Source organism: Paenibacillus sp. FSL K6-1330, assembly GCF_037976825.1.
Lineage (GTDB): Bacteria > Bacillota > Bacilli > Paenibacillales > Paenibacillaceae > Paenibacillus_AQ.
The window spans coordinates 1,737,403-1,763,884 of the sequence record NZ_CP150269.1; the positions used below are offsets into that span (position 1 = coordinate 1,737,403).

Annotated in this window: 23 protein-coding genes; 17 read left to right on the forward strand and 6 right to left on the reverse strand. The window is 49.7% G+C overall.

All coding sequences use genetic code 11. The annotated features are described in order from the left end of the window. Position 1: 1 nt before the first annotated feature. Positions 2–1,234, forward strand: a complete 1,233-nt coding sequence (gene pepT, locus NYE54_RS07500; protein ID WP_076322980.1) for a peptidase T — start codon at positions 2–4, stop codon at positions 1,232–1,234. Between the two features lie 95 nt (positions 1,235–1,329). On the opposite strand, the gene NYE54_RS07505 is transcribed toward pepT, so the two are convergent. Then, complete coding sequence (locus NYE54_RS07505; RefSeq protein WP_339271225.1) at positions 1,330–2,214, reverse strand: AraC family transcriptional regulator; 885 nt, start codon at positions 2,212–2,214, stop codon at positions 1,330–1,332. Between the two features lie 191 nt (positions 2,215–2,405). Here NYE54_RS07505 and NYE54_RS07510 point away from each other — a divergent pair, with 191 nt between their 5' ends. After that, positions 2,406–3,704: an alpha-glucosidase/alpha-galactosidase gene (locus tag NYE54_RS07510; RefSeq protein ID WP_339271227.1), complete on the forward strand. Its 1,299-nt coding sequence runs from the start codon at positions 2,406–2,408 to the stop codon at positions 3,702–3,704. Positions 3,705–3,845: 141 nt separating this feature from the next. Here NYE54_RS07510 and NYE54_RS07515 read toward each other — a convergent pair whose 3' ends face one another. Then, positions 3,846–5,153, reverse strand: coding sequence for a HAMP domain-containing sensor histidine kinase (locus NYE54_RS07515; protein ID WP_339273422.1), 1,308 nt, complete (start codon positions 5,151–5,153; stop codon positions 3,846–3,848). A 194-nt stretch (positions 5,154–5,347) separates the two neighbouring features. Here NYE54_RS07515 and NYE54_RS07520 point away from each other — a divergent pair, with 194 nt between their 5' ends. From NYE54_RS07520 to ald, 12 genes are all read left to right on the forward strand, one after another. After that, positions 5,348–7,168, forward strand: coding sequence for an ABC transporter substrate-binding protein (locus NYE54_RS07520; RefSeq protein ID WP_339271229.1), 1,821 nt, complete (start codon positions 5,348–5,350; stop codon positions 7,166–7,168). A gap of 102 nt (positions 7,169–7,270) precedes the next feature. Then, positions 7,271–8,281, forward strand: a complete 1,011-nt coding sequence (locus tag NYE54_RS07525; protein ID WP_076322984.1) for an ABC transporter permease — start codon at positions 7,271–7,273, stop codon at positions 8,279–8,281. A 1-nt stretch (position 8,282) separates the two neighbouring features. Continuing rightward, positions 8,283–9,119, forward strand: coding sequence for an ABC transporter permease (locus NYE54_RS07530; RefSeq protein ID WP_076322985.1), 837 nt, complete (start codon positions 8,283–8,285; stop codon positions 9,117–9,119). Positions 9,120–9,126: 7 nt separating this feature from the next. After that, positions 9,127–10,137, forward strand: a complete 1,011-nt coding sequence (locus NYE54_RS07535) for an ABC transporter ATP-binding protein (RefSeq protein ID WP_339271232.1) — start codon at positions 9,127–9,129, stop codon at positions 10,135–10,137. Further along, a complete protein-coding gene (locus NYE54_RS07540) occupies positions 10,124–10,924 on the forward strand; it encodes an ABC transporter ATP-binding protein (protein ID WP_215159737.1) in 801 nt (266 codons plus the stop codon). The genes NYE54_RS07535 and NYE54_RS07540 overlap by 14 nt, the downstream gene beginning before the upstream one ends. Positions 10,925–11,233: 309 nt before the next feature. Further along, positions 11,234–13,636, forward strand: coding sequence for a PAS domain S-box protein (locus NYE54_RS07545; RefSeq protein ID WP_339271235.1), 2,403 nt, complete (start codon positions 11,234–11,236; stop codon positions 13,634–13,636). Between the two features lie 57 nt (positions 13,637–13,693). Beyond that, complete coding sequence (locus NYE54_RS07550; protein WP_339271237.1) at positions 13,694–14,359, forward strand: response regulator transcription factor; 666 nt, start codon at positions 13,694–13,696, stop codon at positions 14,357–14,359. 216 nt (positions 14,360–14,575) lie between these two features. Continuing rightward, positions 14,576–14,698: a hypothetical protein gene (locus NYE54_RS07555; protein WP_256720554.1), complete on the forward strand. Its 123-nt coding sequence runs from the start codon at positions 14,576–14,578 to the stop codon at positions 14,696–14,698. Between the two features lie 6 nt (positions 14,699–14,704). Then, the gene (locus tag NYE54_RS07560) at positions 14,705–16,702 is read left to right on the forward strand and encodes a methyl-accepting chemotaxis protein (protein WP_179090638.1); all 1,998 of its coding nucleotides are present in this window, start codon (positions 14,705–14,707) and stop codon (positions 16,700–16,702) included. Between the two features lie 200 nt (positions 16,703–16,902). Then, a complete protein-coding gene (locus tag NYE54_RS07565) occupies positions 16,903–17,823 on the forward strand; it encodes an AraC family transcriptional regulator (protein WP_339271239.1) in 921 nt (306 codons plus the stop codon). 107 nt (positions 17,824–17,930) lie between these two features. Continuing rightward, entirely contained in the window at positions 17,931–19,430 is a 1,500-nt protein-coding gene (locus tag NYE54_RS07570) for an alpha-glucosidase/alpha-galactosidase (protein WP_339271241.1), read from the forward strand. A gap of 291 nt (positions 19,431–19,721) precedes the next feature. Continuing rightward, complete coding sequence (gene ald, locus NYE54_RS07575; RefSeq protein ID WP_339271243.1) at positions 19,722–20,840, forward strand: alanine dehydrogenase; 1,119 nt, start codon at positions 19,722–19,724, stop codon at positions 20,838–20,840. A 162-nt stretch (positions 20,841–21,002) separates the two neighbouring features. Here the strand turns inward: ald and NYE54_RS07580 are convergent, their stop codons facing one another. Together NYE54_RS07580 and NYE54_RS07585 are read right to left on the reverse strand one after the other, a co-directional pair. Further along, positions 21,003–21,695 (reverse strand): pseudouridine synthase, encoded by a 693-nt coding sequence (locus tag NYE54_RS07580; RefSeq protein ID WP_339271245.1) that lies wholly within the window; start codon positions 21,693–21,695, stop codon positions 21,003–21,005. Between the two features lie 262 nt (positions 21,696–21,957). Next, positions 21,958–22,518, reverse strand: a complete 561-nt coding sequence (locus NYE54_RS07585) for a DUF1273 domain-containing protein (protein WP_339271247.1) — start codon at positions 22,516–22,518, stop codon at positions 21,958–21,960. A gap of 127 nt (positions 22,519–22,645) precedes the next feature. Between NYE54_RS07585 and NYE54_RS07590 the strand changes: the two genes are divergently transcribed. Next, complete coding sequence (locus NYE54_RS07590) at positions 22,646–23,515, forward strand: DUF6612 family protein (RefSeq protein ID WP_339271249.1); 870 nt, start codon at positions 22,646–22,648, stop codon at positions 23,513–23,515. Between the two features lie 156 nt (positions 23,516–23,671). Here the strand turns inward: NYE54_RS07590 and NYE54_RS07595 are convergent, their stop codons facing one another. Beyond that, on the reverse strand, positions 23,672–24,652 hold the full coding sequence (locus NYE54_RS07595; RefSeq protein WP_339271251.1) for a DUF4871 domain-containing protein: 981 nt from the start codon (positions 24,650–24,652) through the stop codon (positions 23,672–23,674). Beyond that, a complete protein-coding gene (locus tag NYE54_RS07600) occupies positions 24,649–25,167 on the reverse strand; it encodes a sigma-70 family RNA polymerase sigma factor (protein WP_076322996.1) in 519 nt (172 codons plus the stop codon). Before NYE54_RS07600 ends, NYE54_RS07595 begins: the two co-directional genes overlap by 4 nt. Positions 25,168–25,321: 154 nt before the next feature. On the opposite strand from NYE54_RS07600, the gene NYE54_RS07605 reads away from it, so the two are divergent. Both NYE54_RS07605 and NYE54_RS07610 read left to right on the forward strand, forming a co-directional pair. Next, the gene (locus tag NYE54_RS07605) at positions 25,322–25,825 is read left to right on the forward strand and encodes a hypothetical protein (RefSeq protein ID WP_076322997.1); all 504 of its coding nucleotides are present in this window, start codon (positions 25,322–25,324) and stop codon (positions 25,823–25,825) included. A 44-nt stretch (positions 25,826–25,869) separates the two neighbouring features. Beyond that, the gene (locus NYE54_RS07610) at positions 25,870–26,385 is read left to right on the forward strand and encodes a mismatch-specific DNA-glycosylase (RefSeq protein ID WP_076322998.1); all 516 of its coding nucleotides are present in this window, start codon (positions 25,870–25,872) and stop codon (positions 26,383–26,385) included. Positions 26,386–26,482: the final 97 nt, after the last annotated feature.

Below are 26,482 nucleotides of genomic sequence, written 5' to 3' on the forward strand. Positions count from 1 at the left end.
TATGAAAAAAGAAGTAATCGACAGACTCATTACCTATGCACAAGTGGATACGCAGTCAGACGAGAACAGCAATACCTGCCCTTCGACACCGGGACAACTGACGCTGGGTCAGCTGCTGGTGGACGAGCTGAAGGAAATTGGCATGCAGGACGTAACGATGGATGAGAATGGTTATGTGATGGCTACACTTCCGGCAAACTCGGATAAACCAATCCCGACCATCGGCTTTTTGGCACATATCGATACGGCTACCGATTTTACGGGTGCCGGTGTCAAGCCGCAGATCGTCGAACAATATGACGGACAAGACATCATTCTGAACAGGGCGCAGAATGTGGTGCTCTCCCCGCGGGATTTTCCGGAGCTGAATGGCTACAAGGGGCATACACTCATAACAACGGATGGCACCACCTTGCTTGGAGCTGACGATAAAGCGGGAATTGCCGAGATTATGACGGCGATGGCGTATTTGATTCAACACCCGGAACTGAAGCATGGTAAAATCCGGGTTGCTTTTACGCCGGACGAGGAGATCGGGAGAGGACCGCACAAATTCGACGTGGAGGCCTTTGGGGCCAAGTATGCGTATACGATGGATGGCGGACCGCTCGGGGAGCTTCAATACGAAAGCTTTAATGCGGCAGCGGCGCTTGTCACCTGCAAAGGGAAGAATGTCCATCCCGGAACGGCCAAAGGTAAAATGGTCAACGCGGCGAAAATCGCCATGGAGCTGAACAGCTTGCTCCCTGCGGAAGAAGCGCCTGAGCATACGGAAGGGTATGAAGGCTTCTATCATCTCTCCTCCATTGAGGGCGATGTGGAGCTGACCGAGCTCCGTTATATTATCCGCGATCATGATCGGGAGCTGTTCGAAGGAAGAAAGGCAAAGCTGGCCTCCATCGTAGAAGAGCTTCAAAACAAGTATGGAGCCGAGCGGATCATCCTTCAGATGAAAGATCAATATTACAATATGCGCGAAAAAATCGAGCCGGTCAAAGAAGTGGTTGACATCGCCCAGACAGCCATGGAGAAGCTGGGAATCACGCCGATTATCGAGCCGATTCGTGGGGGCACCGACGGTTCTCAACTGTCGTACATGGGCCTGCCGACACCCAATATTTTCACGGGCGGGGAGAACTACCACGGGCGGTATGAGTATGTATCCGCCGACAATATGGTATTGGCCGTTCAAACAATTATTGAGATCGTGCAGCTATATGAGGCGCGGGCTTAAGTTAAATCGTTTCAAAAAGAGCTGCCGGCAGGAGTGCCGGCGGCTTTTTCGTCTGCTCTTGTTCGACCCACACTACGTCCTTGCCCGTATATAAATCATGCTTTATTAGAGTTTTTCTCCAGACTGTATTTAAACTCGCTTGGGGTCATGCCTGTCCATTTGCGGAACTGCTTGGAGAAATAGAGTGCATCATTGAAACCGACAGAGGAGGCAATCTCATGAATGGAGAAGGAGGATTTCATGAGCGACTTGGCTTTTTCGATACGTACCTTCATGAGATACTGCATGGGTGACAGGCCAGTATGCTGTTTGAACATTTTGGACAGATGTGCCCGGTGATAACCAAGTGTCTTGGCCATCTGATCAATGGACAGCTGTTGGTGATACTGGGTCGAGATCCAGCGCTCGGTCTGCCTTACGCCTCGCTCGATATCCGGCACGTCATTGGAGTTCGACGGAAGATGCTCACGGTTTAACATCGCCAGCTTATGGAGCAGCAATCGGAGCCATCCGGAAGCCTGGAGATCCTCAAGCCAAGGGTGATCCGATCGGTTAAAGCCCAGACGGAGATGACGGTACATCTCGACCAGGGAGCTTAACTCAGCTTCATCCGTACAGTGGATAATTGGTTTAGCCGGCGTAACACCCATGTCGGCCAGCAGCATCTTGGTGCCTTTTTCTTGTAAAGCTACCCAGTTATAGTGCCAGGGATTCCGATCATCAGCTTCATAGCTGAAAAGAACACCGGGAAGGATCACGAAGGTATCACCTGCCTGGCAATGATGTACGATGCCGGCACATTCAAATATGCCTTGGCCTGTCAAGACGGTATGAATGAGGCAGTAATCATGAATGATTGGACCGATTTTGTGGCGCGGTACGGGAGTCCCCTCACCGCTGAACAGGATGTTCAGATCATGACCGCCCGGCGAAGGATTCATACCAATCGTGTACAGTGTATGGTCCGGCAAAATGGACATGCGTTAGCCCTCCTTAAACATGTGCGATATCAATCGATGAAATGGATGCTGTGTTAGGGTTAGCTTACCTAATGATACAACAAATGTCCATATCGCCCTTGTTTTGCTCCATATTAAAAAAAGGCCGATTATCATATAGTTAGTCTTGTGAAAGCGTATTAATTCATGGAGTTTAGGGAGGGAATTTATTGATGTCTAAGATTACATTTATCGGAGCAGGAAGTACCGTATTTGCCAAGAACGTTCTGGGGGATTGCATGCAGACACCGGCTTTGCAGGGATTTGAACTTGCTTTGTATGATATTGACCCGATCCGTTTGAAAGACTCGGAGAACATGCTAAATAATATTAAGAAAACCAGCGGCAGCACCTGTGTCGTCAAATCATACAGTGATCGCAAGGAAGCCCTTCGCGGAGCAAAATATGTTATCAATGCCATCCAGGTCGGAGGATACGATCCGTGTACGATTACGGACTTTGAAATTCCGAAGAAGTATGGACTCAGACAGACGATTGCCGATACCGTGGGGATTGGGGGAATTTTCCGCAATCTCCGTACCATCCCGGCCATGCTGGATTTTGCGGCCGATATGCGGGAAGTTTGCCCACAGGCGCTGTTCTTGAATTATACGAACCCGATGGCGGTGCTGACCAATGCCATGAACACGCTGGGCGGTGTGCAAACAGTAGGTCTGTGCCACAGCGTACAGGCTTGCATTCCGCATCTGTTCGATAATCTGGGGATGGATAAGGAAGGCGTGCAGGCTAAAATCGCTGGCATCAACCATATGGCATGGCTGCTTGAAGTAACGAAGGATGGCGTGGACCTGTATCCGGAAATTAAGAAGCGCGCGGCCGAGAAGCAGAAGGAGAAACATCATGATATGGTTCGTCTCGAGATGATGCTGAACTTCGGTTACTACATCACGGAGTCATCCGAGCATAACGCTGAATACCATCCGTATTTCATTAAGCGCAACTATCCGGAGCTGATCGAGCGCTTTAACATCCCGCTGGATGAATATCCACGTCGCTGTGTGAACCAAATCGAGGGATGGAAAGCGATGCGCGAGGATCTAGTCAACAACCAGGATCTGATACACAACCGTTCCCATGAATATGCCTCCTACATTTTAGAAGCGATTGAGACCAATGTGCCGTTCAAAATCGGGGGCAACGTAATGAATACGGGGCTGATTACGAATCTTCCGAAGGAAGCCTGCGTTGAGGTTCCGTGTCTGGTCGATGCCAGCGGCGTAACCCCGACCTATGTCGGCGATCTGCCTCCGCAATGTGCCGCACTGAACCGCACCAATATCAATACCCAACTGCTGACGCTGGAAGCGGCGGCAACCGGCAAGAAGGAGCATATCTATCATGCAGCGATGCTCGACCCGCATACGGCTGCGGAGTTGTCCATCGATGACATCAAGAGCCTGTGCGACGACCTGATCGAGGCGCATGGAGACTGGCTCCCTAAATACCAATAAGGCTGATACAGCTTAAGCAAAAATAACAGAAGTTTTGCAGCAAAAGAAATTGTATAACTGCAAGCACAATAAAAGAGAGAGACGCTCTGGTAACAACAGAGGCGTCTCTCTTTTTCGTTAACGGACTTCGTGCGTCATCGCCTACGGATTCAGATTCGCACGCGGGAGCGTGATGAGAAACACCGTCCCTGATCGTGGCGAGCTCCGTACCGAGACACTCCCATTCATGGCGCGAATGGCTTGATAGGAGAAGGTGAGCCCAAGTCCGGTGCCGCTCATTTTGGTGGAATAGTAGATCGAACCGAGACGGCTTAACTGCTCGGGGGTCATGCCGACCCCGTTGTCCTTGATTTCCACGGCCACCTGGTCCGTTTCTTCATAGACGGTAATGTTGACCATGCCGTTGTCGACGTCTTTGCACGCCTCGATCGCATTCTTAATAAAGTTAACCAGCAGCTGCTTAAGCTCTGCGGGACTCCCCGAAATGTAGAGGTTAGACTTAAGAGAGTCTGTGCTGAGGGTGACGTTGCTCATATTGGCATATGAAGTCATAAGCTCAACGACTGACTGGATGTGGGCGGTAAGCTCGATTCGCTGCTGAAACGGCAAGTGAGGCTTGCTGATCGAGAGATATTCGGACAATATCTGTTCGGTTCGGCGAATTTCCTCCATGCTGATTTCTAGGAATCGTTCGGTCTTTTCCTGAGGAAACGTACCGCTTTTGATCAATTGCAGGAACCCCAGCACGGTGGTCAGCGGATTGCGGACCTCATGGGCAAGGGATGCGGCGACATGATTCACGGCTTCAGCTTTTTCATTTTGGATATATCGCAGGTAAAGCTCCTTGTCGGATACGGATTTGTTAAACAGGGTAACAAGCAGCCATATGCCAAGCGAGTTAGTAACGGGAATAGCTAATATATTAAAAAGAAAGTAATTCATGATGTAGTCTGGTTTTGTTATATAGAGCACCGTGAGCGGGATGAACGAGAAGCTGATGCCGGCTACGAAAATGATCCAAAGCTTGTGTTTGCTCCGATGGTACAGAAATGACAGCAAAACGAACAACGGGTACGTGAAGATCAAAATAATGACAGCGTCGATCATGCCGACTCCGCCGATGTACAGCCGATAGATTAGAAATTCCACAAGCAGGATTGCCCCCGTCGCGAACCCTCCGAACAGCATGCCGAAGAACATAATGACATACCGCACGTCAAAGATCAGCCCGCTTTGGACGGACGAAGCAAAGGTCATAGACAACAGCATGCACAGCGAACAAATGATAATGATGAAATTGCGGGAATAGTTGACTGTCAGTTTTCTGTAATAGATGTTGTATGCGACAAAAGGCATCAACGCAAACAATAGCTGCAGCAAAACATCTTTAATCACAGGCAGTAGGCCCACCCCTTTGAAGGATATCGAATCGTCCGCTAGATTAACCATGTCCATTCAAGTTCGACGTCCATTTGGAAAAATCCTTGAACGTTGAATAAAAATATCAAAAATTATTCGTACTCAGATTGAAACGAGAAACATATAAATCCATCAGGAAAGCGCTTGCAGGAAATCGAAGCACACATGACCCAGACACTCAGCATTTAAGAAACGAACACATTCCATGAATGGAGGGTTCACAAGTGAAGCTGAAAACCGTTCTGAGGCCCATATTCATTCTTTTGTTGGTGGCGTCTTTTTTTGCTGCCGGATGCCAAAGTGTAACGCCACCGACAGCATCAGATCCACCGCCACCCAAAGATGAGGTAAAGACACCCGGAGGCAGTGATGAGCCGGCACCGCAGGGCGACGCGAAAGCGACGCCGAGAAACGAAACGCTTTATGTGAACGGTTTGCAATGGGGGGCACCTACGAATTTTAATCTGCTCAGCGGCAACCCGGCATTTCCGATTAACTACGGAAACTCTAGAGAACTCGTCTATGAAACCTTGTTTATGGTCAATCAACTGACAGGCGAGTTAGAGCCGCTGCTGGGTACCAAGTATGAATGGACCGACGATCTGACCCTGAAGATTGAACTGAACAAGGATGCTAAATGGAGTGACGGCAAGCCGTTTACTTCCGATGATGTCGTCTATACCTATCAGCTCGGCAAAAAGTATGACATTAATTGGAGCAGCTTCTGGACCTATATTGAGGACGTAACGGCAGACGGCCCGCAAACGGTGAACATTAAGCTGAATAAAGACAATCCGAACAAATTGACGGTGCTCGACAGCATCGAGGTTATGCCGATGCTGCCCAAACATGTATGGGAAGAGGTCGAGAAGAAAGCCAATAACGATCTTGCCACCATTCGTAAAGAAGTCAATGAGGACCCGATCGGAACAGGGCCTTACAAAATGTATTTTTACAATGATCAGAAGATCACAATTGTACGGGACGATAACTATTGGGGTCAGGTACTCTTTGGCAAGCTGCCGGCTCCCAAATATATCACCCATGTTATTTATAAAGACAATGCAGCGGGTGATCTGGCATTTAAGAGCGGTCAGGTAGACGTATCGCAGCAGTTTATTCCGCAGGTATGGAAAATGTGGGAGGGCGGGGCTCCGGTTAAAACCTACATCAAAGACGCTCCGTATTATGTGCCAGGCTCCATGCCATCGATCTTCTTCAATTTGTCGAAGGAAGGACTCAACAATGCAGATGTCCGAAGAGCGATCGCCATGGCGATTGATTACGGCAAAATTTCGGAGCTGGCCATCAGCGGCTACTCGGCTCCAATGGAGCCGTCGCTGACGCTGAATACGGAGGCCGAAGCGAAATATGTAGACCAGGCGGCTATCAAACCGCTCCAATGGACAACAGATGTGGATGCGGCCAATGCACTCCTCGATTCCATCGGCGCCGCGAAGGGGAAAGACGGAATCCGCGTCCTGAACGGAACCCGCCTCGGCCCGTTTGAAATCGAATGTCCATACGGCTGGTCAGATTGGAATGCAGCGCTTGAGATTGTTGCCCAGAACGCGAAGGCAATCGGTATCGAGATTCGAACCAAATTCCCGGAAGCACCGGTATGGACCAATGATTTACAGACCGGCAAGTTCGATATCATCATGAACACGCCTGCCGGCGGGGTCAGCCCGAGCCAGCCGTGGAACCGTGCCATGACAATCATGTACTCCAAGGGTGTTGCGCCAATGGGCGAAATGGCATTCTACAATTGGGGCCGGTATAAGAACGATCAAGCGGATGCCATCATCGAGAAGATTCCAACCATCACGGACGAGACTGAATTGAAAGCACTCTACACCGAATTGACCCAAATCTGGTTGAAGGAGATCCCGTCGATTCCGCTCATGTATCGTCCATGGGTATTCGACACCGTCAATGAATCGGTATGGAAAGGGTTCCCGACCGAAGGGGACGGCAGCAACATTCCGCCTCAAATTTCGATGGATGGAGCCGGCATCAAGTCGCTGTATCAGATTCATAACTGATGGATATAACTCAATGAACCAAGACCTATATTGGCGGATTTGCACCCCTGATATAGGTCTCTTTTCACCAAATTCAGGGTGTGATCCATGGGGGTGAGCTGCTTGAGCGTTTACGGAAAATATATCGTCAAGAAGTTCTTCTGGTACTTTCTGACGCTGGTGATTGCGGTCACGCTGAATTTCCTGTTGCCCCGGATGATTGAGGGAAATCCGGTGAGCATGATTGTGTCGGAGATGACGCAGGGGATGACCGACAGCGATACGATCAAACGGGTCTATGAGACGTTTCTCGTTGAGTTCGGAATCGACAAGCCTTTATGGGAACAGTTCATCATCTATCTGAAAAATTTGGCGACCGGTAACCTGGGCACTTCATTCGGGCTCTATCCGAAACCGGTAACGGAGATTCTGGCCTCAGCAGTTCCCTGGACGATCGGGCTCCAGCTTCCGGCCATCCTGGTTGGCTGGATCATCGGCAATGTGCTGGGCGCCGTGGCGGCCTACCGCAAAGGCGTGTTCGATAAAGTGATATTCCCGGTGGCCTTGTTCGTGAATTCCATTCCGTTCTTTACCCTAGCCATTATTATGCTGTATGTGTTCGCCCTGTCCCTGAACTGGTTTCCGCTGCATGGGGGCTACGATTATCAGATGGTGCCGTCACTCAGCTTTGAATTCTTCGCTTCCGTACTTCGGCATCACACGCTTCCGTTTCTATCGATCGTGCTGGTTACGATTGGCGGCCAAGCCATTGGCATGCGGGAGATGTCCATCTATGAGCTGAATTCTGATTATGTGCTGTACAGCAAGCTTCTCGGAATACGGGATTCCAAAATCGCGAGGTATGTATTCCGGAATGCGATGCTGCCCCAGATCACGGGATTGGCGTTATCCATCGGTACGATGGTGGGCGGTTCGCTGATTTGTGAGATCGTATTCAGTTATCCGGGAATCGGAACCTGGATGTTCACGGCGATTCGTCAGCTGGATTATCCGTTAATTTCGGGCTGTACCCTCTTGATCGCCCTGGCTGTGCTGCTGGCCAACTTTACGATTGACCTAATCTACGGCTGGATTGATCCAAGAATCAAGGCCGCTCAGATGGAGGATCAATGATATGAACAGTTCCTTTCGCATATTGATCAAATCGCCAAAGTTTATGTTCGGAGCCTGCATGCTGTTGGCTATGATCGGCGTGGTGCTGATCTACCCGCTCTTTAACCGCAATGACCCGCTGGAGATGATCGCCCTGGCGTACCAGCCGCCGGATTCGAAGCTGCTGCTGGGGTCGGATAACTTCGGCAGGGATTTATTTCTGGAACTGATCTACGGCATTCGGACCTCTTTGCAGGTGGGCCTCATTGCCGGCGTATTTGCTACTGTGATCGGTCTTGTGATCGGTTTAGCCTCAGGCTACATCGGAGGCATGATCGATAATCTGTTGACCGCGATCACCAATATCTTCATCGTGATTCCTTCCTTTGTCATCCTCATTCTGATCTCGGTAAGCATCGATTCGCGCAGCTCATTTGTCACGGCGGTCATCATCGGCATTACCAGCTGGCCCTGGACGGCCAGGGCCGTGCGTGCGCAGACATCCTCGCTCCGCAACCGGGATCACGTGAATATCGCGAAAATATCCGGGTACAGCACGCCGCGCATTATCATCTCGGAGATTTTGCCGTACATCGCTTCCTATGTTGTCATGGCCTTCGTGCTGCAGACGGCATCGGGCATTCTGTCCGAGGCTTCCATCTCGATGCTGGGGCTGGGACCGTATAACACGATCTCCCTTGGCATCATCATGAACTGGGCGCTCGTATTTGAAGCACCGGTTGCCGGCGCTTGGTGGGCCTTCATTCCGGCGGCGATCTCCATCGCCATCATCACCTTCTCCTTGTACATGATGAACACCGGCATGGATGAAATATTCAATCCGAAGATTAGGAGCTGATGGGGCCTTGAGCACAAATATACTGGAAGTTAACGAATTGAAAACCTATTACCGTACCCGGTTAAAGGAGCATGTCTATGCCGTAGACGGCGTGAGCTTCTCGCTCGAGAAGGGGAAGACGCTTGGTATTGCTGGTGAATCCGGCTGCGGCAAATCGACCCTTGCGCTCAGCCTGATGGGATTTTATTTTCCACCACTGCATTTTGGCAGCGGCTCGATTGTCGTAAGCGGTACGGACATCATGAAGCTTGGCAAGGAACAGCTCCGTTCCCAGGTGTCCGGAAGAGAGATATCATATATTCCGCAAGCAGCCATGAATGCCCTGAATCCTACGCTCAAAATCATTCATTTCGTCGAGGATATTATGAAGGAGCATCGCCCTGAGCTGAACAAGAAGCAGGTGTGGGAGATGGCGGCGGAACGGTTCGAAACCTTGAATTTGTCAACCAAGGTGCTGAACTCTTATCCAAACGAGCTGTCAGGCGGCATGAAGCAGCGGACGGTTATCGCGATCTCAACCATTCTGAATCCCAAAGTGCTGATTGCGGACGAACCGACCTCGGCGCTGGACGTAACCTCGCAGAAAGCGGTGATCAAACTGCTGAAGAGTTTGCTGGATCGGGGCTATATTCAGTCTCTGGTATTCATCACGCACGAGCTGCCGCTGCTTTATCACGTAACGGATGACATCATCGTCATGTATGCAGGGGAGATCGTGGAGCGCGGTACCGCAGAGCAAATGATTTTTGACCCGATACACCCGTATACGAAAAAGCTGATGGGTTCCATCATTGTGCCCGAGGAAGGTATGAAAGGCCATAAGCTGGCCGCCATCCCGGGGACCCCGCCTAATTTGAAGAACGTGCCGGAGGGCTGCCGGTTCGCGGATCGCTGTTCCTATGTGCAAGACGCCTGCCGAAAGGGAAAGATTGTGAGCCAGACCGTGGAGGATCGGATGTATCGCTGCATCGTAGAACCGGGTGTGCTTAAGGAGTGGTATGCGAATGAAGAAGAATGATGTCCTGATTCGGGGAGAGCATCTTACCAAGGTATTCGGTTACGGAAAGCAGAAGACAACCGCCGTGGAGGATGTTAGCTTTACCTTCCATGAAGGCGAAATCATATCGATTGTCGGCGAGAGCGGAAGCGGCAAAACGACACTGGCCAAAATGATCATGGGCCTGCTGAAGGAGAGCAGCGGTACGATTGAGTATATGGGCAAGCCAAGACAACTGAAGCGGCACAGAGACCGCAAGCGCTATTGGAAAAACATCCAGGCGATCTTCCAGGACCCGTTCTCTTCGTTCAATCTGTTCTACAAAGTCGAGAAACTGCTGCTCGACTGCATCAAGCTGCAGGGTGATAAACTGACGAAGGAGGAGCAATTCCGCAAAATGAAGGAAGCGTGCTCCTTCGTCAATCTGAAATTTGAAGAGCTGCACAATAAATACCCGTTCGAACTGTCCGGCGGGCAAATGCAGCGCCTGATGATTGCCCGGATCTTCATGCTTCATCCGAAGCTGCTGATTGCGGATGAACCGACCTCCATGGTTGACGCATGCTCACGATCCACGATACTGGATATGCTCTTGAAGCTGCGGGATGAGAACAACATGACAATTATTTTCATTACCCATGACGTAGGGCTTGCTTATTATGTAAGCGATACGCTGTATATTATGGAGCAGGGGAAAGTTGTGGAGCGGGGACCAGCGGAAGAGGTGATCTTGAATCCGCAGCATCCTTATACCCAGCAGTTAATTTCAGATGTGCCCAAGATCCACTCCGAGTGGGATTTGGCATGAGCGATGTGTACGATGGAAATGTCATAATGGAAATGCCCGAAGCGAAACGCCGCTTTGGGCTTTATTTTGTTTAGAGCCCCTTTTGCTTCGTTTATTTTCGTGGATATGACACTCCGAATCGTTACGCACAATTTCTTTGTACTTGATCTTCGCATTTGTGAAGGATCTGCCGATAAATGATATGGCTGCCATTTGCTTCATCCCGCAGTTCGCATTCGGTATACCGCAAAGCATCTGACGTGACTGCGTGTATGCTTCATAAGGAGACCATCAAACATCATGTGTATTTACTTCTTAGGGGCAACCATCTTGGTATTAGTCGCCCTCACCATCACATTCTGGATTTTCTTGTTCAAAAGCGCATATCAGCGAAAGTTAAGCCATCAGGCCTTGGATATGGCCAAAGGCAGATTCCGACTGCTTGATGATATGCTGCTTACGCTTGATGTTGGCATTTGGTCATACGATTTCGGCACAAGGAGTATCCAAAATACTTCTTTGGCTTTTCATAAAATTACAGGTTATTCACATCGTGATTTCACGGACGGTCTTTCCTGGGAAGAGCTGATCCATCCAGAGGATATGACGTTGTTTCGATCATTGGTCGACAGAACTCGACAAGGTGAGACCGTTCATACTGAATTCCGGATTATTCATGCAGAGGGCGATGTTCGCTGGGTCCAAGTGAAGATGATTCCGATGATGAATGAATCCGGGCAAATGATCCGTACAGATGGTATTGCCGTTGATATTAGCACACGTTTCCGCATGGAGGAGGCGCTGTATGATATTACGGAATGCAAGAAGATGGAGCAAGCGCTCAAGGAAAGCATGAACCGGTATCGCAGGCTGGTAGAGCTATCTCCTATTGCCATTGCCGTTTGTAAGGACCGCAAGCTGATGTATGTAAATCCCGCTGGACTTCGGATCATTGGAGCGGCTGGGCCTGAGAATATCCTGGGTACCGATCCTTGGGACTGGGTGCTGGATCCCTACGAGGAGTGGGAACGCAAACGGCTCATGCAGCTTATTCGATCAGGGCAGGTCGTTCCCGAGGAATTATCCATAAAGCGGGTTGACGGAGAGCGGGTCGATGTCGTGACAACGGCCTTGTATGATGCGGAATCTGACGCGATTGAGATTTTCTTCGAGGATATCACCGCCCGCAAATCCGCGGAACGGGCCCTTATGGAAAGCGACCGAATCAACCGCCATATCCTGGATATCGCTCCTGTTGCGATGTTCCTGCACTCCGATTTTTCTTATGTTTATGCGAATCCGGCGGGCCTTTCCTTATTGGGTATAGCGGATATCGTACAATTAGCGGGAACTTCACTCCAGGACGTAATCCCCTCGGATCAGGTCGAGTTCGTGATTGCGGAGGTTGAGCATGTGTACGAAAGCGGGAATACCTCGGAGCTCACCGGGAACAAACTGGTCCAACTGGATGGAACGATCATCGATATAGAGGCAATTACGACACCTATTCCTTATATAGGTCATAACACGGCGCTTACCATTATTCGCGATGTTACGCAGCAGAAGCAGGCTGAACGGGAGCGCATTGCGGCAGAAAGGCTAGTTCGGGAGAGCGAGGACCGTTATTTTAGGCTGCAAATGAGCCTGGATCAATTCTCTTCCGACCTTTTTGGGATGGTGAAGATCAGTGAATTGAACGCCCGTATCGTGAGGGAAATTAAGAAGGTGCTGGTGACGGATCGGGTGAGCCTCATCCAGATCAACCACCACAGCCTGCATATCAAAATCCAAGGGGGCCATAAAGTTCTGCCGCAAGGTGTGCTTCATGCGATCCATACATGCGGTCCCGAGCATATTCCATTCTGTAAACTGTTTGAGATGTCCGACGGATATTTTGTCAAGATTGGAGAAATGAACGGGGATAGCAGCATTGTCTGCATTGGCGGAGAGGTTCCCTTGCTAATGATTCAGGCCAAAAAAATATGGCTGGAGACCATTACGCGCTATGCAAGTGTCCTGTACGATAACTTCCGCGTCATTGAGGATTTGACGAGGGAGCTGGAGAAGCTGGATTCATCCCAGCAGATCATGCCCTTGTGGCTGCTGCGACTGATGTTGCATTTATCTGAAAATGAGCGGAAGCGATTGTCCCAAGATCTTCACGATGCTGCGCTCCAGGAACAGATTATATGGTACAGGAAATTAAATCAGATTACATCGGATCATGAGCTGCCGGAGCAACTTCGCCCACAGCTGGAGGAAATCGAGCAGGGGCTTCTGGATGTCATATATCAGATTCGAATTACGTGCAACGAGCTTCGCCCCCCGCTGCTCAAGGAGGAGGGTTTGGAACGTTCGCTGGAGGCATTGTTTGAATTTACCCAGCTCCGCACCAATTATTCTATACAGTTCGACTGCTCGAACTTCGATGATGATATAAGTGACGATCACTTGATCGGACTGTACAGAATTGTCCAGGAGCTGCTGGCCAATGCCACGAAGCATTCCAACGCGACCGAGGTAAAGCTCCGTTTGTCCACTCAGTGTGATGAGGTCAATCTTAGCTATGAAGATAACGGGATTGGGATCGATTTGAACCAGAAACCGGATCAATTCAATCATATGGGGATCGGCGGCATGAAGGAAAGGGTGAGAAGCATGAACGGTAAAATCCAGTTCGACTCATCGAAGAGCGGGGGGACGGCTGTCTATATATCCATAACAGCAAAGTAAACATTCCACCGGCAGTGAAGTAATCAAGATACCAGATTGAAGGAGCCATGAGTGAACATGATCGAAATTTTATTAGTGGATGACCATCCCTCGGTGATGGAGGGAACCAAGGTGCTGCTTGAGCAGGAAAAGGATATGTTCGTGAAGCTTGCGAATACGCCGGAGCAGGCGCTGGAGCTGGTGAGAACGTTGCATTTTGACGTAATGCTGATTGATATGCATATGCCGGGCATGAGCGGAATTGATTTGGCCAAGCAGATCCTCCAAATCGTTCCGAACGCGGTGATGCTGGTTTATACGGGTTTTGAAGTCAGCAATCATTTTAATTTGATTATGGAGGCCGGACTGGCTGGTTTTGTCTCGAAAACGTCGGGCAAAGAGCAGTTGGTAACGGCTGTTCGATGTGCGCTGCGAGGGGAAGTAGTTCTGCCGTTAACACTTGTGAAGCAGCTCCGGCGTGTTACCGCAAATGGTCCGGAACGGACAGCAGGGGCGCCGGCAGCCCAGTCTATAACCGATAAAGAATATAGTATTCTCAAGGAAATCGCTCGCGGAAAGAGTAACAAGGAGATTGCGGGAATGGTGATCATGAGCCAGCGTTCACTGGAGTACTGCTTAACCAATCTGTTTCAAAAGTTGAATGTGAAGTCACGCATAGAAGCTGCACTGAAGGCAAAGCAGATGGGAATCCTCTCGGATTCGGATTTTGTTCAGCTGGGCTGACCGGCTAGCTCTCTTTAACGTTTCAGATCATAAAGTATGTTTACCTCGACATGACACGAGAAAGATTCGCCGTTATTCGACAATATCCGCAAGACAATCCGCAAAATTCTTGCGTGAGCACGCAAGAGAATTTCGGTTACGAACGGTAAGTAAGTGTATATGCTTATGTTACTGGATGGATGTAGTCTGTAAGTAGGAAGGGTGGTAACCTGCGGCATGACAAAGGACCTATTTGAATATGGTGTCGATGACCTCTTGTCACCGGAAGAGATTGAGGAAGTTTTGGCGCAGCTTGAAGAAGAGTGGAATGAATTTAACAGCCGGAAGAAGCGAGGGTGACTCATAATGAAACGATTGAAGTCTTTGAAATCTCTGTTTGCAATGAAACTCCAGAGTCGTATGCTGTTTATTATTTTGGGGTCGATTACGATTTTTCTAGCTGGCATGATGACGTATATCAGTATGACTACAACGGAGGAAGCTCTGGATTCGGCCAAGACGCTTGCGGTGACAACGAGTGAGAAGATTGGCACGCTGGTACAAGCAGAGCTTGACGATGTCATGAGCTCCGCACGTACATTAGCTGTAAGCTTTGTTGGAATGAAAGGGACCGATACCACGAATCGCGCAGCCGTTAATGAAATACTGAGAAGAAATCTGGAAGACAATCCGTCCTGGAAAGGGATCTGGACCTTATGGGAGCCGGATGCCTTTGATGGCCGGGACAACGAATACAGAAACAAACAGGGCAGTGATCAAACGGGGCGATTGATGTCCTACTGGGCAAGAACGGAATCCGGCCTGGAACGCTCCGTAATCGAGGATTACGAGCACGAAGGGGAAGGTGACTTCTATCTCCTGGCGAAGAACAGCGGAAAAGAAATCATTATGGATCCGTACGTCTTCAAAGTAGGCAACGAAGATGTCATGATGACATCGCTCGTTGTTCCGATTATCGATAACGGAAAGACTGTCGGCGTGGTTGGCGTCGATATTTCCCTGGCACATTTGCAAAGCGTAATGGAGCAATTCCGATTGTTCGACACGGGGTATGCGCATATTTTTTCGAATACCGGCGTGATCGTAACGTCGCCGGAGGACGGGGTGATGGGGCAGACGTTGGAGGAGGCCTATCCTGGCAAGACGGTTCCCCTTATCCTTGATGCGATTCGGGAAGGAGATGTCTATACTGAGGAAGATTCCGAGCTGTACAAGCTGTATACCCCGATTAAGACCGGATTGACCGAAACGCCATGGTCTGCTGCTATCATTATCCCGATGGATGAGATTACGGCAAATTCGGATGCGTTGATTATCTCCATTATCGTTGCCGGACTGACCACTCTGGTGGCCATGGCGGCTGTCGTGGTCCTGTTAACGAGATCCATCGTGAAACCATTGGGCATTTCCGTTTCCATCGGAGAGTTCATGTCGAAGGGAGACTTCACGCAGGAGGTGCCTGCGGCTTATCTCCGCAGAGCCGATGAAATCGGCACGTTGTCCAGAGTATTCGCGCAGCTGCTGGAGAGCATGCGGGAGATGATCGGCAAAGTGAACCTGAACGCATCATCGGTAGCCGCCGCTTCACAGCAGCTATCGGCTGGTGCCGAGGAACTTGCGGTTGGAAGCAGCAGTCAGGCTGAATCCGTGCAAACGGTCAGTGAATTGTTCCATGAATGGTCAAATGCCATCAATTCTGTTGCGAGCGATGCATCAGCAGCATCCGAGCTTGTAAACCAGACCTCCGGCATTGCAACGGAAGGCAGCGGTATCGTCCAGCAGTCGGTGGAAGGCATGAATCGGGTACGAGAGCAGGTTGCCAAACTCGAAGCTGATTCCCAGCGGATTGGCGAGATTATCGAGGTGATTGACGATATCGCCAAGCAGACCAATCTGCTTGCCCTTAATGCCACGATCGAGGCTGCCCGCGCCGGCGATCAAGGAAGAGGCTTCGCTGTGGTGGCGGATGAAGTGCGCAAGCTAGCCGAACGTAGCGGAGGAGCGACGAAGCAGATCGCCGATATCATCAAGGGCATGCAGAAGAATACGGCTGATAGCGTGGAGGCGGTGAATCTAGGCGTCATCCACACGGAAAAAGCCGGTGAAGCCTTTGCCTACATTACAAGTATGGTGAATGAGTCTGCCGGTAAAGTAATGGATATTGCAGCTGCCAGCGAGGAGCAGGCAGCCCAGGCTGCCGAGGTGGCGACCGCAATTGAAACCATATCTTCGTCGACGGAGGAAACGGCGGCTACAAGCGAGGAATCGGCTGCAACGGCACAATCGCTTGCCGAGCTTGCTGAAGAGTTAAACCATACCGTATCGGCCTTCAAAATCTCGTAGCACCACTGGCATATTGATGATAAGCTTGGCCTAAGGGCCAGGCTTTTTTTATATATAAAGTTACGATTTATGTACGCTGTGAGATTTTAATACACCTATAACTACTCTTAAACGCGGTCTGTCTTCTGTGAAGTACGTCGATAGAAGTTTTTGTCCATAAATCATGCTGCACTGCTCGGACGAAGGGAGGAACACGTGTTGTGAATGGCAGCTTGTTTCAGCAGATGTTAGAAGAGGGGGATTATGTCCCGCGCTTTTACGCCTATTACTATAAGCAGTGGATGGATTATGAAATGCCATACCATCAGCATGACTCAACCGAGATTATGTATATGATCCAAGGGGTGTGCCGGATTGACGTAAAGGTAGGCGATACGGAAAAGAGTGTCACGCTCAAAAAAGGGGAGTTTATGGTGCTGGATGCCGATATTCCGCATCGGTTAATCGTTGAGCAGGCGGTCTCCTGCCGAATGCTGAATGTGGAATTCGGGTTTATGGAAAATGAAGGGAGGACGCTTTCTCTCAGGCAGATTGCAGGTGAGGAGCAAGAGGTGTCTTTTCTCCTGAATCGGCCGTTTCCCTACTTGGTGCTAGCGGATCAGGAGGAGGTATATCCGGTGCTGCGGAGCCTCGTGCTTGAACTCGATCAGAGAGGGACGGAGGGGAGAATGATGACGCATATGCTGTTTATTCAGTTGCTTGTCTGTATCGCCCGTCTGTATGAAGAAAGGGAACGCAGCGAAGTGCAGCAGAGCGAGTTCTATATTAAACGAAGCGTCGATTTCTTGCATCAGAACTATGATCGCCATATTCAGGTAAAGGACGTTGCCGCTGAAGTGAATCTGCATCCCGGCTACTTGCATCGGGTATTCCGCAGAGGGACGGGCAGGACAATAACGGAGTATCTGACCATGATTCGAATGGAAAAGGCCAAAATGCTGCTGGAGCAGACGGATATCCCCATAGATGAAATATCGGACTATGTGGGTGTTGGCAGCAGGCAATATTTTCATATGTTGTTCAAGAAGAATACGGGAACCACGCCAGTGGAATATCGGCTGCGGAAGGATCGGAATGCCTGGAAATACGGTGATCAGGATGCCAGATCAGATAAGAAGTGAGGATTTTTGACTCGGAAGAGTCCAAGAGGTCATGATTTTGATAACGCTTTCTACCACTCGATTGCTACAATAACTACAATCTAATTTGCAGCTGGGGAGTGGATAGAATGTCATTTAAGGTTGCTTTTATCGGCGCGGGCAGCATCGGCTTTACCCGGGGAATTCTGCGTGACTTGTTGACTGTACCGGAATTTAGGGATATCGAGGTCTCTTTCACCGATATCAGTCAGCATAACCTGGATATGGTCACGGAATTGTGTCAGCGGGACATTACCGAGAACGGACTGTCGATTGCGATCCAGTCCACCACGGATCGAAGACAAGCCCTGCAGGGTGCAAAATATGTCATCTGCACCATTCGCGTGGGCGGACTGGAGGCATTCCGTACGGATGTGGACATTCCGCTGAAATATGGCATCGATCAATGCGTGGGCGACACGCTCTGTGCAGGCGGCATTATGTATGGCCAGCGGGGAATCCCTGAGATGCTGAACATTTGCCAGGATATTCGCGAGGTGTGCGCACCAGATGTACTGCTGCTGAACTACTCGAATCCCATGGCTATGCTGACATGGGCATGCAATCAGTATGGCGGCGTGCGGACGATTGGATTATGCCATGGCGTACAGCATGGGCATCACCAAATCGCCGAGGTTTATGGCTTGCAGAAACAGGAAGTCGATATTGTCTGTGCCGGCATTAATCATCAAACCTGGTATATTCAAGCCTCACATAAAGGCAAGGACTTGACGGCTGGACTGCTGGAAGCGTTCGAACGGCATCCGGAGTATAGCAGGACAGAGAAGGTTCGCATCGATATGCTGCGGCGTTTCGGATACTACAGCACCGAATCCAACGGCCATCTAAGCGAATATGTTCCTTGGTACCGTAAACGGGCGGAGGAAATTACGGAGTGGATTGACCTCAGCAGTTGGATAAACGGAGAGACAGGCGGATATTTGCGAGTCTGTACCGAGGGACGCAACTGGTTCGAGACGGATTTCCCGAACTGGATGCAAGATCCGGCTATGGAGTACACGCCGGAGCACCGGGGAGAGGAGCATGGCTCCTACATTATTGAAGGCTTGGAAACCGGCCGGGTATACCGGGGGCATTTTAATGTAATGAATGAGGGCATTATCGCTAATCTGCCGAATGATGCAATCATTGAGGCGCCGGGTTACGTAGACCGCAACGGCATTTCCATGCCGCATGTAGGGAATTTGCCGTTAGGGCCGGCTGCGGTGTGTGGCGTAAGCATATCCGTTCAACGGCTGGCGGTCGAAGCGGCGGTTCATGGAGATGACAAGCTGCTTCGTCAGGCATTTATGATGGATCCGCTGGTTGGAGCGGTATGTAATCCGAAGGAAATCTGGCAGCTGGTCGATGAAATGCTGGTAGCCGGTGAAGCGTGGCTTCCTCAGTATGCGGTTTCGATCACTGAAGCGAAAGCACGTCTAATATCCGACAATCTGATCCCCACCCGTTCGTATGAAGGAGCAGCCAGACTCAAGGTGAAGACGGTGGAGGAGATGCAGCTCGATCGGGAGAAGGCGAACAAAAACGCAGGTGAATCCGACAAAGGGAAGGATCGCGAAAAAGTTTAAGCTGGTTGCACAATAACGAAGGGATATAACAACAGAAGTACTTAGAGTTTTCATGAATGCGCATGATTGAAACACTTTGGCGAGGACGGTATAACGGACAAAAATCCGTTATAATCCCTCTGCCAGAAGTGTTTTTTTCTGCATGCAGTTCATCTTTTATCTGCATATACTACGGATACATAGAGATAAATTCGGATGGACAATCCCTGACCTTAGACAGGTACACAGTTTGGGTAAAAATGGTTACAATTCAATTAGATAGGCAAAATTCACTATTAAGGAGGCATGGGGATGATAATTGGGGTTCCCAAAGAAATCAAAAATAACGAAAGTCGTGTAGGCATGACGCCGGGTACGGTCGTCAGTTTTAGAAATGCCGGACACGAAGTGCTTGTACAATCCGGGGCTGGTCTTGGGATCGGTTTTACGGATGAAGCTTACAGAGCGGCTGGAGCCAAAGTGGTTGCATCGGCTGCAGAAGCGTGGAAAGCCGAGATGGTTGTGAAGGTAAAGGAACCCCTGCAGGAGGAATATGAATACTTTCAAGAGGATATGATCCTATACACTTATCTGCACCTGGCCCCCGAGCCGGAACTGACCAAGGCGCTGGTTGACCGTAAGGTGAGTGCCGTTGCTTATGAAACGATACAATTGACGGATGGCAGCCTGCCGCTGTTGACACCGATGAGTGAAGTGGCAGGAAGAATGTCCATCCAAATCGGAGCGCATTTCCTGGAAAAAGCGCATGGCGGCAAGGGAGTTCTTCTAAGTGGCGTACCCGGGGTCGCACCAGGTAAGGTTGCCGTTATCGGCGGCGGCATCGTTGGCACTAATGCGGCAAGAATCGCGCTGGGTCTCGGTGCGGACGTCAGCATCCTCGATATTAATCCCGGCCGGCTTCGTCAACTGGATGATCTGTTCCAAGGGCGGGTCAAAACGATTATGTCCGATCCGTATCATATTGCGGAAACGGTGAAGGCCGCCGACCTTGTCGTGGGCGCAGTATTGATCCCCGGTGCGCGGGCCCCGCGCCTCGTAACGGAAGAGATGGTAAAAGAGATGAGTCCGGGATCCGTCATCGTGGATGTGGCGATTGATCAAGGGGGCTCCATCGAGACGATTGACCGGATCACCACGCATGACAACCCGACCTACGAAAAGCATGGTGTTATTCATTATGCTGTAGCCAACATGCCGGGCGCCGTAGCCAGAACCTCCACCATGGCATTGACCAATGTAACGGCACCCTATGGACTGAGAATAGCAAGTAAAGGACTTCGGTCTGCCGCACGTCATGATCAAGCACTTGCCAAGGGCATTAATGTCATCGACGGCAAGGTAACCTACGAAGCGGTTGCGGCGGCCCATGGGTATGCTTATACCAGCATTGACGATTATTTGCTGGCATAGAAATAATATGTTTTAAGCATGTAGAGCCATTTTTCAAATTTGACACGATACCGGGGTTTATGAAGTAAACCTTAGGAGTGGCTTTCCTTGGCCGGCGTGGACAAAGTTGAAAAATGGCTTTTGTATGTTGCCTTACTGTTCCTACCACGAGTTCGCCTTCGCCTAGTTCAACATGAACAGGAGGTTATGTAGTTCGGCTTCCTGCAAATGCCTCCATTTCCCCCGTTCCAGTTGATCCAGTGTAATATTCATAATCCGGATACGCTCCAGCTTCAGCACTCTGTACCCCAAGGCTTTACACATTCTGCGGATTTGCAGATTAAGGCCCTGTGTCAAAATAATGCGAAATACATCTTCGCTTTGCCTATAGACCTTGCATGGTTTGGTTATGACGTCCAGGATTTCAACACCTTGAGACATCGCTTGCATAAATTCGTCCGTAACGGGTTTGTCCACAGTCACCACATATTCTTTCTCATGATGATGTTCTGAACGCATCATTTTGTTCACAATATCTCCGTCGTTCGTAAGTAAAATCAAACCTTCAGAGGCCTTATCCAGCCTTCCAATGGCAAAAATGCGCGATGGATAGTTAACAAACTGAATAATGTTTCCCGCGACATGTTCTGCTGCCGTACAGACAATACCGATAGGTTTATTGAGAGCCAGGTAAACCGCTTCCCTATCCTGATGAGGAATTTCCTTCCCATCTATTAACACAATATCGTACAGTTCAACGTCCGCCCCTTTTTCACACACCTTGCCATTGATCGTGATGCGTCCGGCTGCAATCAATCGGTTGGTTTCTCTGCGCGAGAAAACTCCCGTTTCGCTTATATATTTGTTAATTCGCATGCTCCACCGCTTCTCATGTGTAATATTGCCACAGGTTCATTTGTTAGTTGATATTCTCTTTTCCTTGATTTTTGCGGAATGTTGCATAAAATGATTAATTTCGATAATCCATCAGAGAGGCAGACTTATGTCGAAAATATTTCCTTTAAACTGACGTCTCTTTCAGGTTCTTCACATTGCTCCTCTGGCGGTTCTAGCTGGGGAGATTCGCCAGCAGGGAACTCTTCTGGCGGATCGAAGTGGTAACCGGGGAGCAGCAAGCCTAGTAAAAATCCTGCGACATGTTCTCTTCGTCTGCAACAGCCTGTATCTCCTCCGATCCGATGCTGATGAAGCGGTAACCGTCCGCTGTCTGCTTCTTCAGCGCGCGTTCTTTGATGAACTTGGGGCTGGCTTCGCCGCCATCTTCGTCATACACTAGCAGAATGCCATCGGTCTTGCGGAGTAACAGATCGTCTCTGGCCGTAAATTGCCACGGCCCCTGATAGGGGCTCTTGCTGACAGGCGCATAGAAGTCTACCCCCTTCATCAATTCCTGAAAATAAGCTTTTTTATCGTCTTTCCATTGCGCCTCGGGATTCTGATAGGCGGTCAGAATAGAGCATCTCAGGTGAGGGTATCGGGACTTTAGTTCTATAGCTGCTTCAACGGCCCACAGGTCCACGCCATACTGACCGGGCGTGATAACCCACTGAAGACCTTCCTCGAGCAGCGGAATCAAGCGGTTGGCAATCGCTTGACGTATATAAGGAATGCCTTGGTGTTTGTTGTTGTAAATACCGAGTTCATGAGCTCGATATCCGGTAACAAGAATGTTTTCCAATTGTGCACACTCCCTGACAAAGAATAGGTCTAGTGTACCGTTTTCTGAAAAATTGATCAATATTTGTCGCAGATCGTATAGAATGGGATGAGTAATCTTGGAATACATATTTTAGGAGGAAATTCGATTGAAGAAGTGGACAGCAGTATTACTAGGGGCAATTTTGGTAATGAGCATGACAGCATGCGGAAAGGACAACAAAGCAGCAGACGACGCTGCAACACCGCCAGCAGCGGAACAAGGGACGAGCGAGACGCCGCCTGCTAAAGAAGAACCGAAGAAGGATGCTCTTCCAACTGCTGACGAGCTTCTTCAGAAGGCGGCTGAAGCTTCTAAGAATTTGAAGAGTTTTGCGATGAAAGCCGATGTTAAACAGCATATCGTAGTTGAAGGCGAAGAGAAGCAGGAGCAAGATGTTAATATGGCGCTTGATTCGGAACTTACGCTCGAGCCGGTGGAGATGATGCAGAACATCGTGATGGATTCTCCGGAAGGCAAGATCGAGATGAAGCAGTATATAACGGAAGACGGTATCTACATGCTTATGGATGGTCAATGGATGCAGGTTCCGAAGGAATCGGAGCAGGAGATCCGCGACAGCCTGGATCCGAGCAGTGCAAGTCCGGAGCAGCAGTTAGAGCAGTTCAAGACTCTCGCTAAGGACTTCAAAGTAACGGAGGACGGAGACTCATACGTTCTGACGGCGGATGTCTCCGGCGACAATCTGAAGGAGCTTGCCAAGTCCATGATGAGCCAAGCGGGCAACGATCCGCAGATGGAAGCCATGATGGATCAAATGGATATCAAGAGCATCCATATTGTTTATGGCGTACAGAAGGAATCTTACCTGCCTGTAACAACCGATTTGGACATGGTAATGGCAATGGAAGCCGAAGGTCAGAAGGTATCCTTGGATATGAAAATGAAGAGTACTTACTCCAAGCATAACGAAATCAGCAAGATTGAAGTGCCGAAGGAAGCATTGAACGCGGAATAATGCTATTTGACTGATGAAATAAGCGGAATATGAAATTTATGATATTCCACAATGAACAGGCTGCCCCGGTTCTGTAGATGCCTACAGACCGGGGCAGCCTTATTTGATGAACTTCAGTCTCGGATAGAAGTTCTGATAGGTTAGGGTAGTGAAAGCTTAGTCCTGATGTTTATCGACTTCCACAATGACGCTGCCAAACAGCTGACCGTTAATGGAGACCATAATACGCCATAGTCCTGGCGAAGGCAGCGACATGGAGGTTGGTACCGCTGCATCAGCACCGTTTATCGAGGAAGGCCGTAACCCGGCAACCTCAAAGACATCGATGATCTCGGAGGTGTTTCTTTTTACTGCCGTAATGCGCAAGTCACCCGTTAATTCCTCGTCACGGCCCCAGAAATGCCACATGTATTTGTTTGGTTTATCTGCAATCAAAGGAGGATGAATAAAACCTAAACGACCTTCCACACCAGTCATGGCATAATTGCCGGATCTAAAGCTCGGACTTGGCTCCCAGTTGCTGTCCGGCACATCGATCACGATATCGCCGTATTTCTCCTGATCCACCATCACGTCGAAACGCCATAAACCTGCCAGTGGTATGCCAAAGCGGGAAGAGACTCGGGTGAAGTTATCATAAGCCATATCGGAGGTGATCTCCGTCTCGGCAAGCTCCTCAAGCGTAGTTCCCGTATCCCGGTGTACGGCGGTTATGTGGATCGTTTTCCCTTCAAGCTCTTGGACCGGGGTTAGCAGATTCCACCAGGCACCGGCCGGAGAGCCCGCGGCATAATCCCCACCCGGAAATGCCTGAAGTTTATCCACCCCTTCCTCCGTGTATACGCTGCGGGGAGTCCACTTGGCAGCATATCCCAAGCCCTGGATCGGGATCATCCGTTGAAGCGCAGGGGACTCGCGCCATCCCCATACCGCCGCTATTAGAAGAATCATGAATGCACTTGCGGTTATACGCAGACGAGTTGGAGATTTCCGCTTTTTTCGACCCTTCTTTACAGAGCCGTTAGCAGCGCTGTTCATTACACTGGATTTCATCTTCTCGGTGAACATCGGCTCGTTGAATGGAGAAGAAGCGAGTTCCTGTATCCAATCGGGCGGCAGCTCTTGTTCGGTCTTCACTGGACATCCTCTCCTTTCAACAGCTTCTCCATTCGGGCGCGAGCCCGGTGCAGTCTGGATTTGATCGTTCCTTCGGATATGCCGAGCAGCTCCGCCATTTCTTTTCGCGGCAGCTGGTAATGGGATTCAAGGATGAGCACCTCTCGGTATTTGGGTGGCAGCTCCATCACGTATTTCCAAATCTGCGATACGGCAGCAGCATCCATAAACTCTTTTTCCGCAGAGGGTTCAGTCTGCTTGGAGGTTACCCAGCCGGTTAAAGACACCCTCGTCATAAAGGAAGATTTGAGATAGTTCAGGGAAAGGTTGCGGGTGATGGTTAACAGCCATGTTTTTACAGAACTTCGGCCCTGAAACTCATTCCAGTGCTTAAATGCACTCAAGAATACGTCCTGGCTGATATCATCAGCCGCATCTTTGCGTTTTGTTAGGAAGAACGCATAGTTCCACACGTCCTGGCCGAAGGACTCCATTAAATCGCTCAGCACCGTGCTTGCTTCATTTACGGCCACCATTTGTTTCAGGTACTCCAATCACATCACCTCAAATATTAGACAATTGAACATAGGATTGGTTCCCAGATTCCCCCCAAAAAATTGAAACAATTTAACGTGCAAATCGTTGTAATGAGTAACAGGTATGCAAGGAATCGAGGAAGGGGGAAGGCGTATGCATTTATATTTTAAGGATAACTTTTTTAGCTCGGGTATAACAGATATTATGGATAGGGAAGGCAGTGTAATAGGAAGTCTGGATTTGAAGAGTGCTTTCGGTTCCTCGCTGGACGTGTATAACGCTACGGGAGATCCGGTATGCAGCGGCTCGTTTCGTTTCTTCTCCAACAAGTGGCATATCGTGAGCGGCAGCGGGGAAGAGCTGGGCGTGCTGCGTATGCGTATGAGCTTTTTTACGAAAAAATTTGAATACAACGCGGGATCGCGGGGCGTATATGAGATCACTTCGCCTGCTTTTTCCAATGAATATGAAATAATGGATGGTACCGGAAGGGGAATCGCCCATTTTTCCCGTATTAGCGGCTGGCTTCAGGCCGGAGCCTATCTGCTGGAGAATGAGAGCGACGTCCTTGGAGATTGGGAACTCGTGACCGTGGTGATGGGCATTCACCAAATACGCAAACGCAACAACAGCGCTGCCGCATCGAGCTCTCATTAAGTTTTAGGTTAACCCAGAATAAGACGATGATAGGAGGAGTCAGAATGAACGAAGTCAGCGATCATCTCGATTATGGATTGACTGTTGTTTTTATCGGATTTAATCCTAGTTTACGATCGGGGGAGGTCGGACATCATTATGCCAACCCCCGCAACAATTTTTGGAGGATTCTGCATAAATCCGGGTTGACCCCTCGCTTATATGATGCCTCGGAGGATGGGGAATTGCTTAAACTGGGGTATGGGTTTACCAATATTGTGGCCAGGCCTACACGGGGGGCCGAAGACATTACCCGCGAAGAGTACAAACTCGGAAGAGAAACGCTGCGGGAGAAGCTGGCGGAGTACAGACCGGAGGTTGCTTGCTTTGTCGGCAAGGGCGTGTACACCGAATTTAGCGGTAAAGCAAAAGCGGATTGGGGAATTCAGCAGGACTCCGTCGTGGACGGCGTTCATGAGTTTGTTGCTCCTTCTTCCAGTGGACTGGTACGAATGCCCATGGATGAGATTATCGAAATTTATCGACGATTGCATGATTTTATATCGAGGCATGAGTTCTGAACAGAGGAGTTGGACAAGAACGATTCATAAGGATCATGAAAAAGAGGAGCGTCCAGGAGACCCGATTTGTCGGACTCCTGGTGCTCCTCTTTGAACA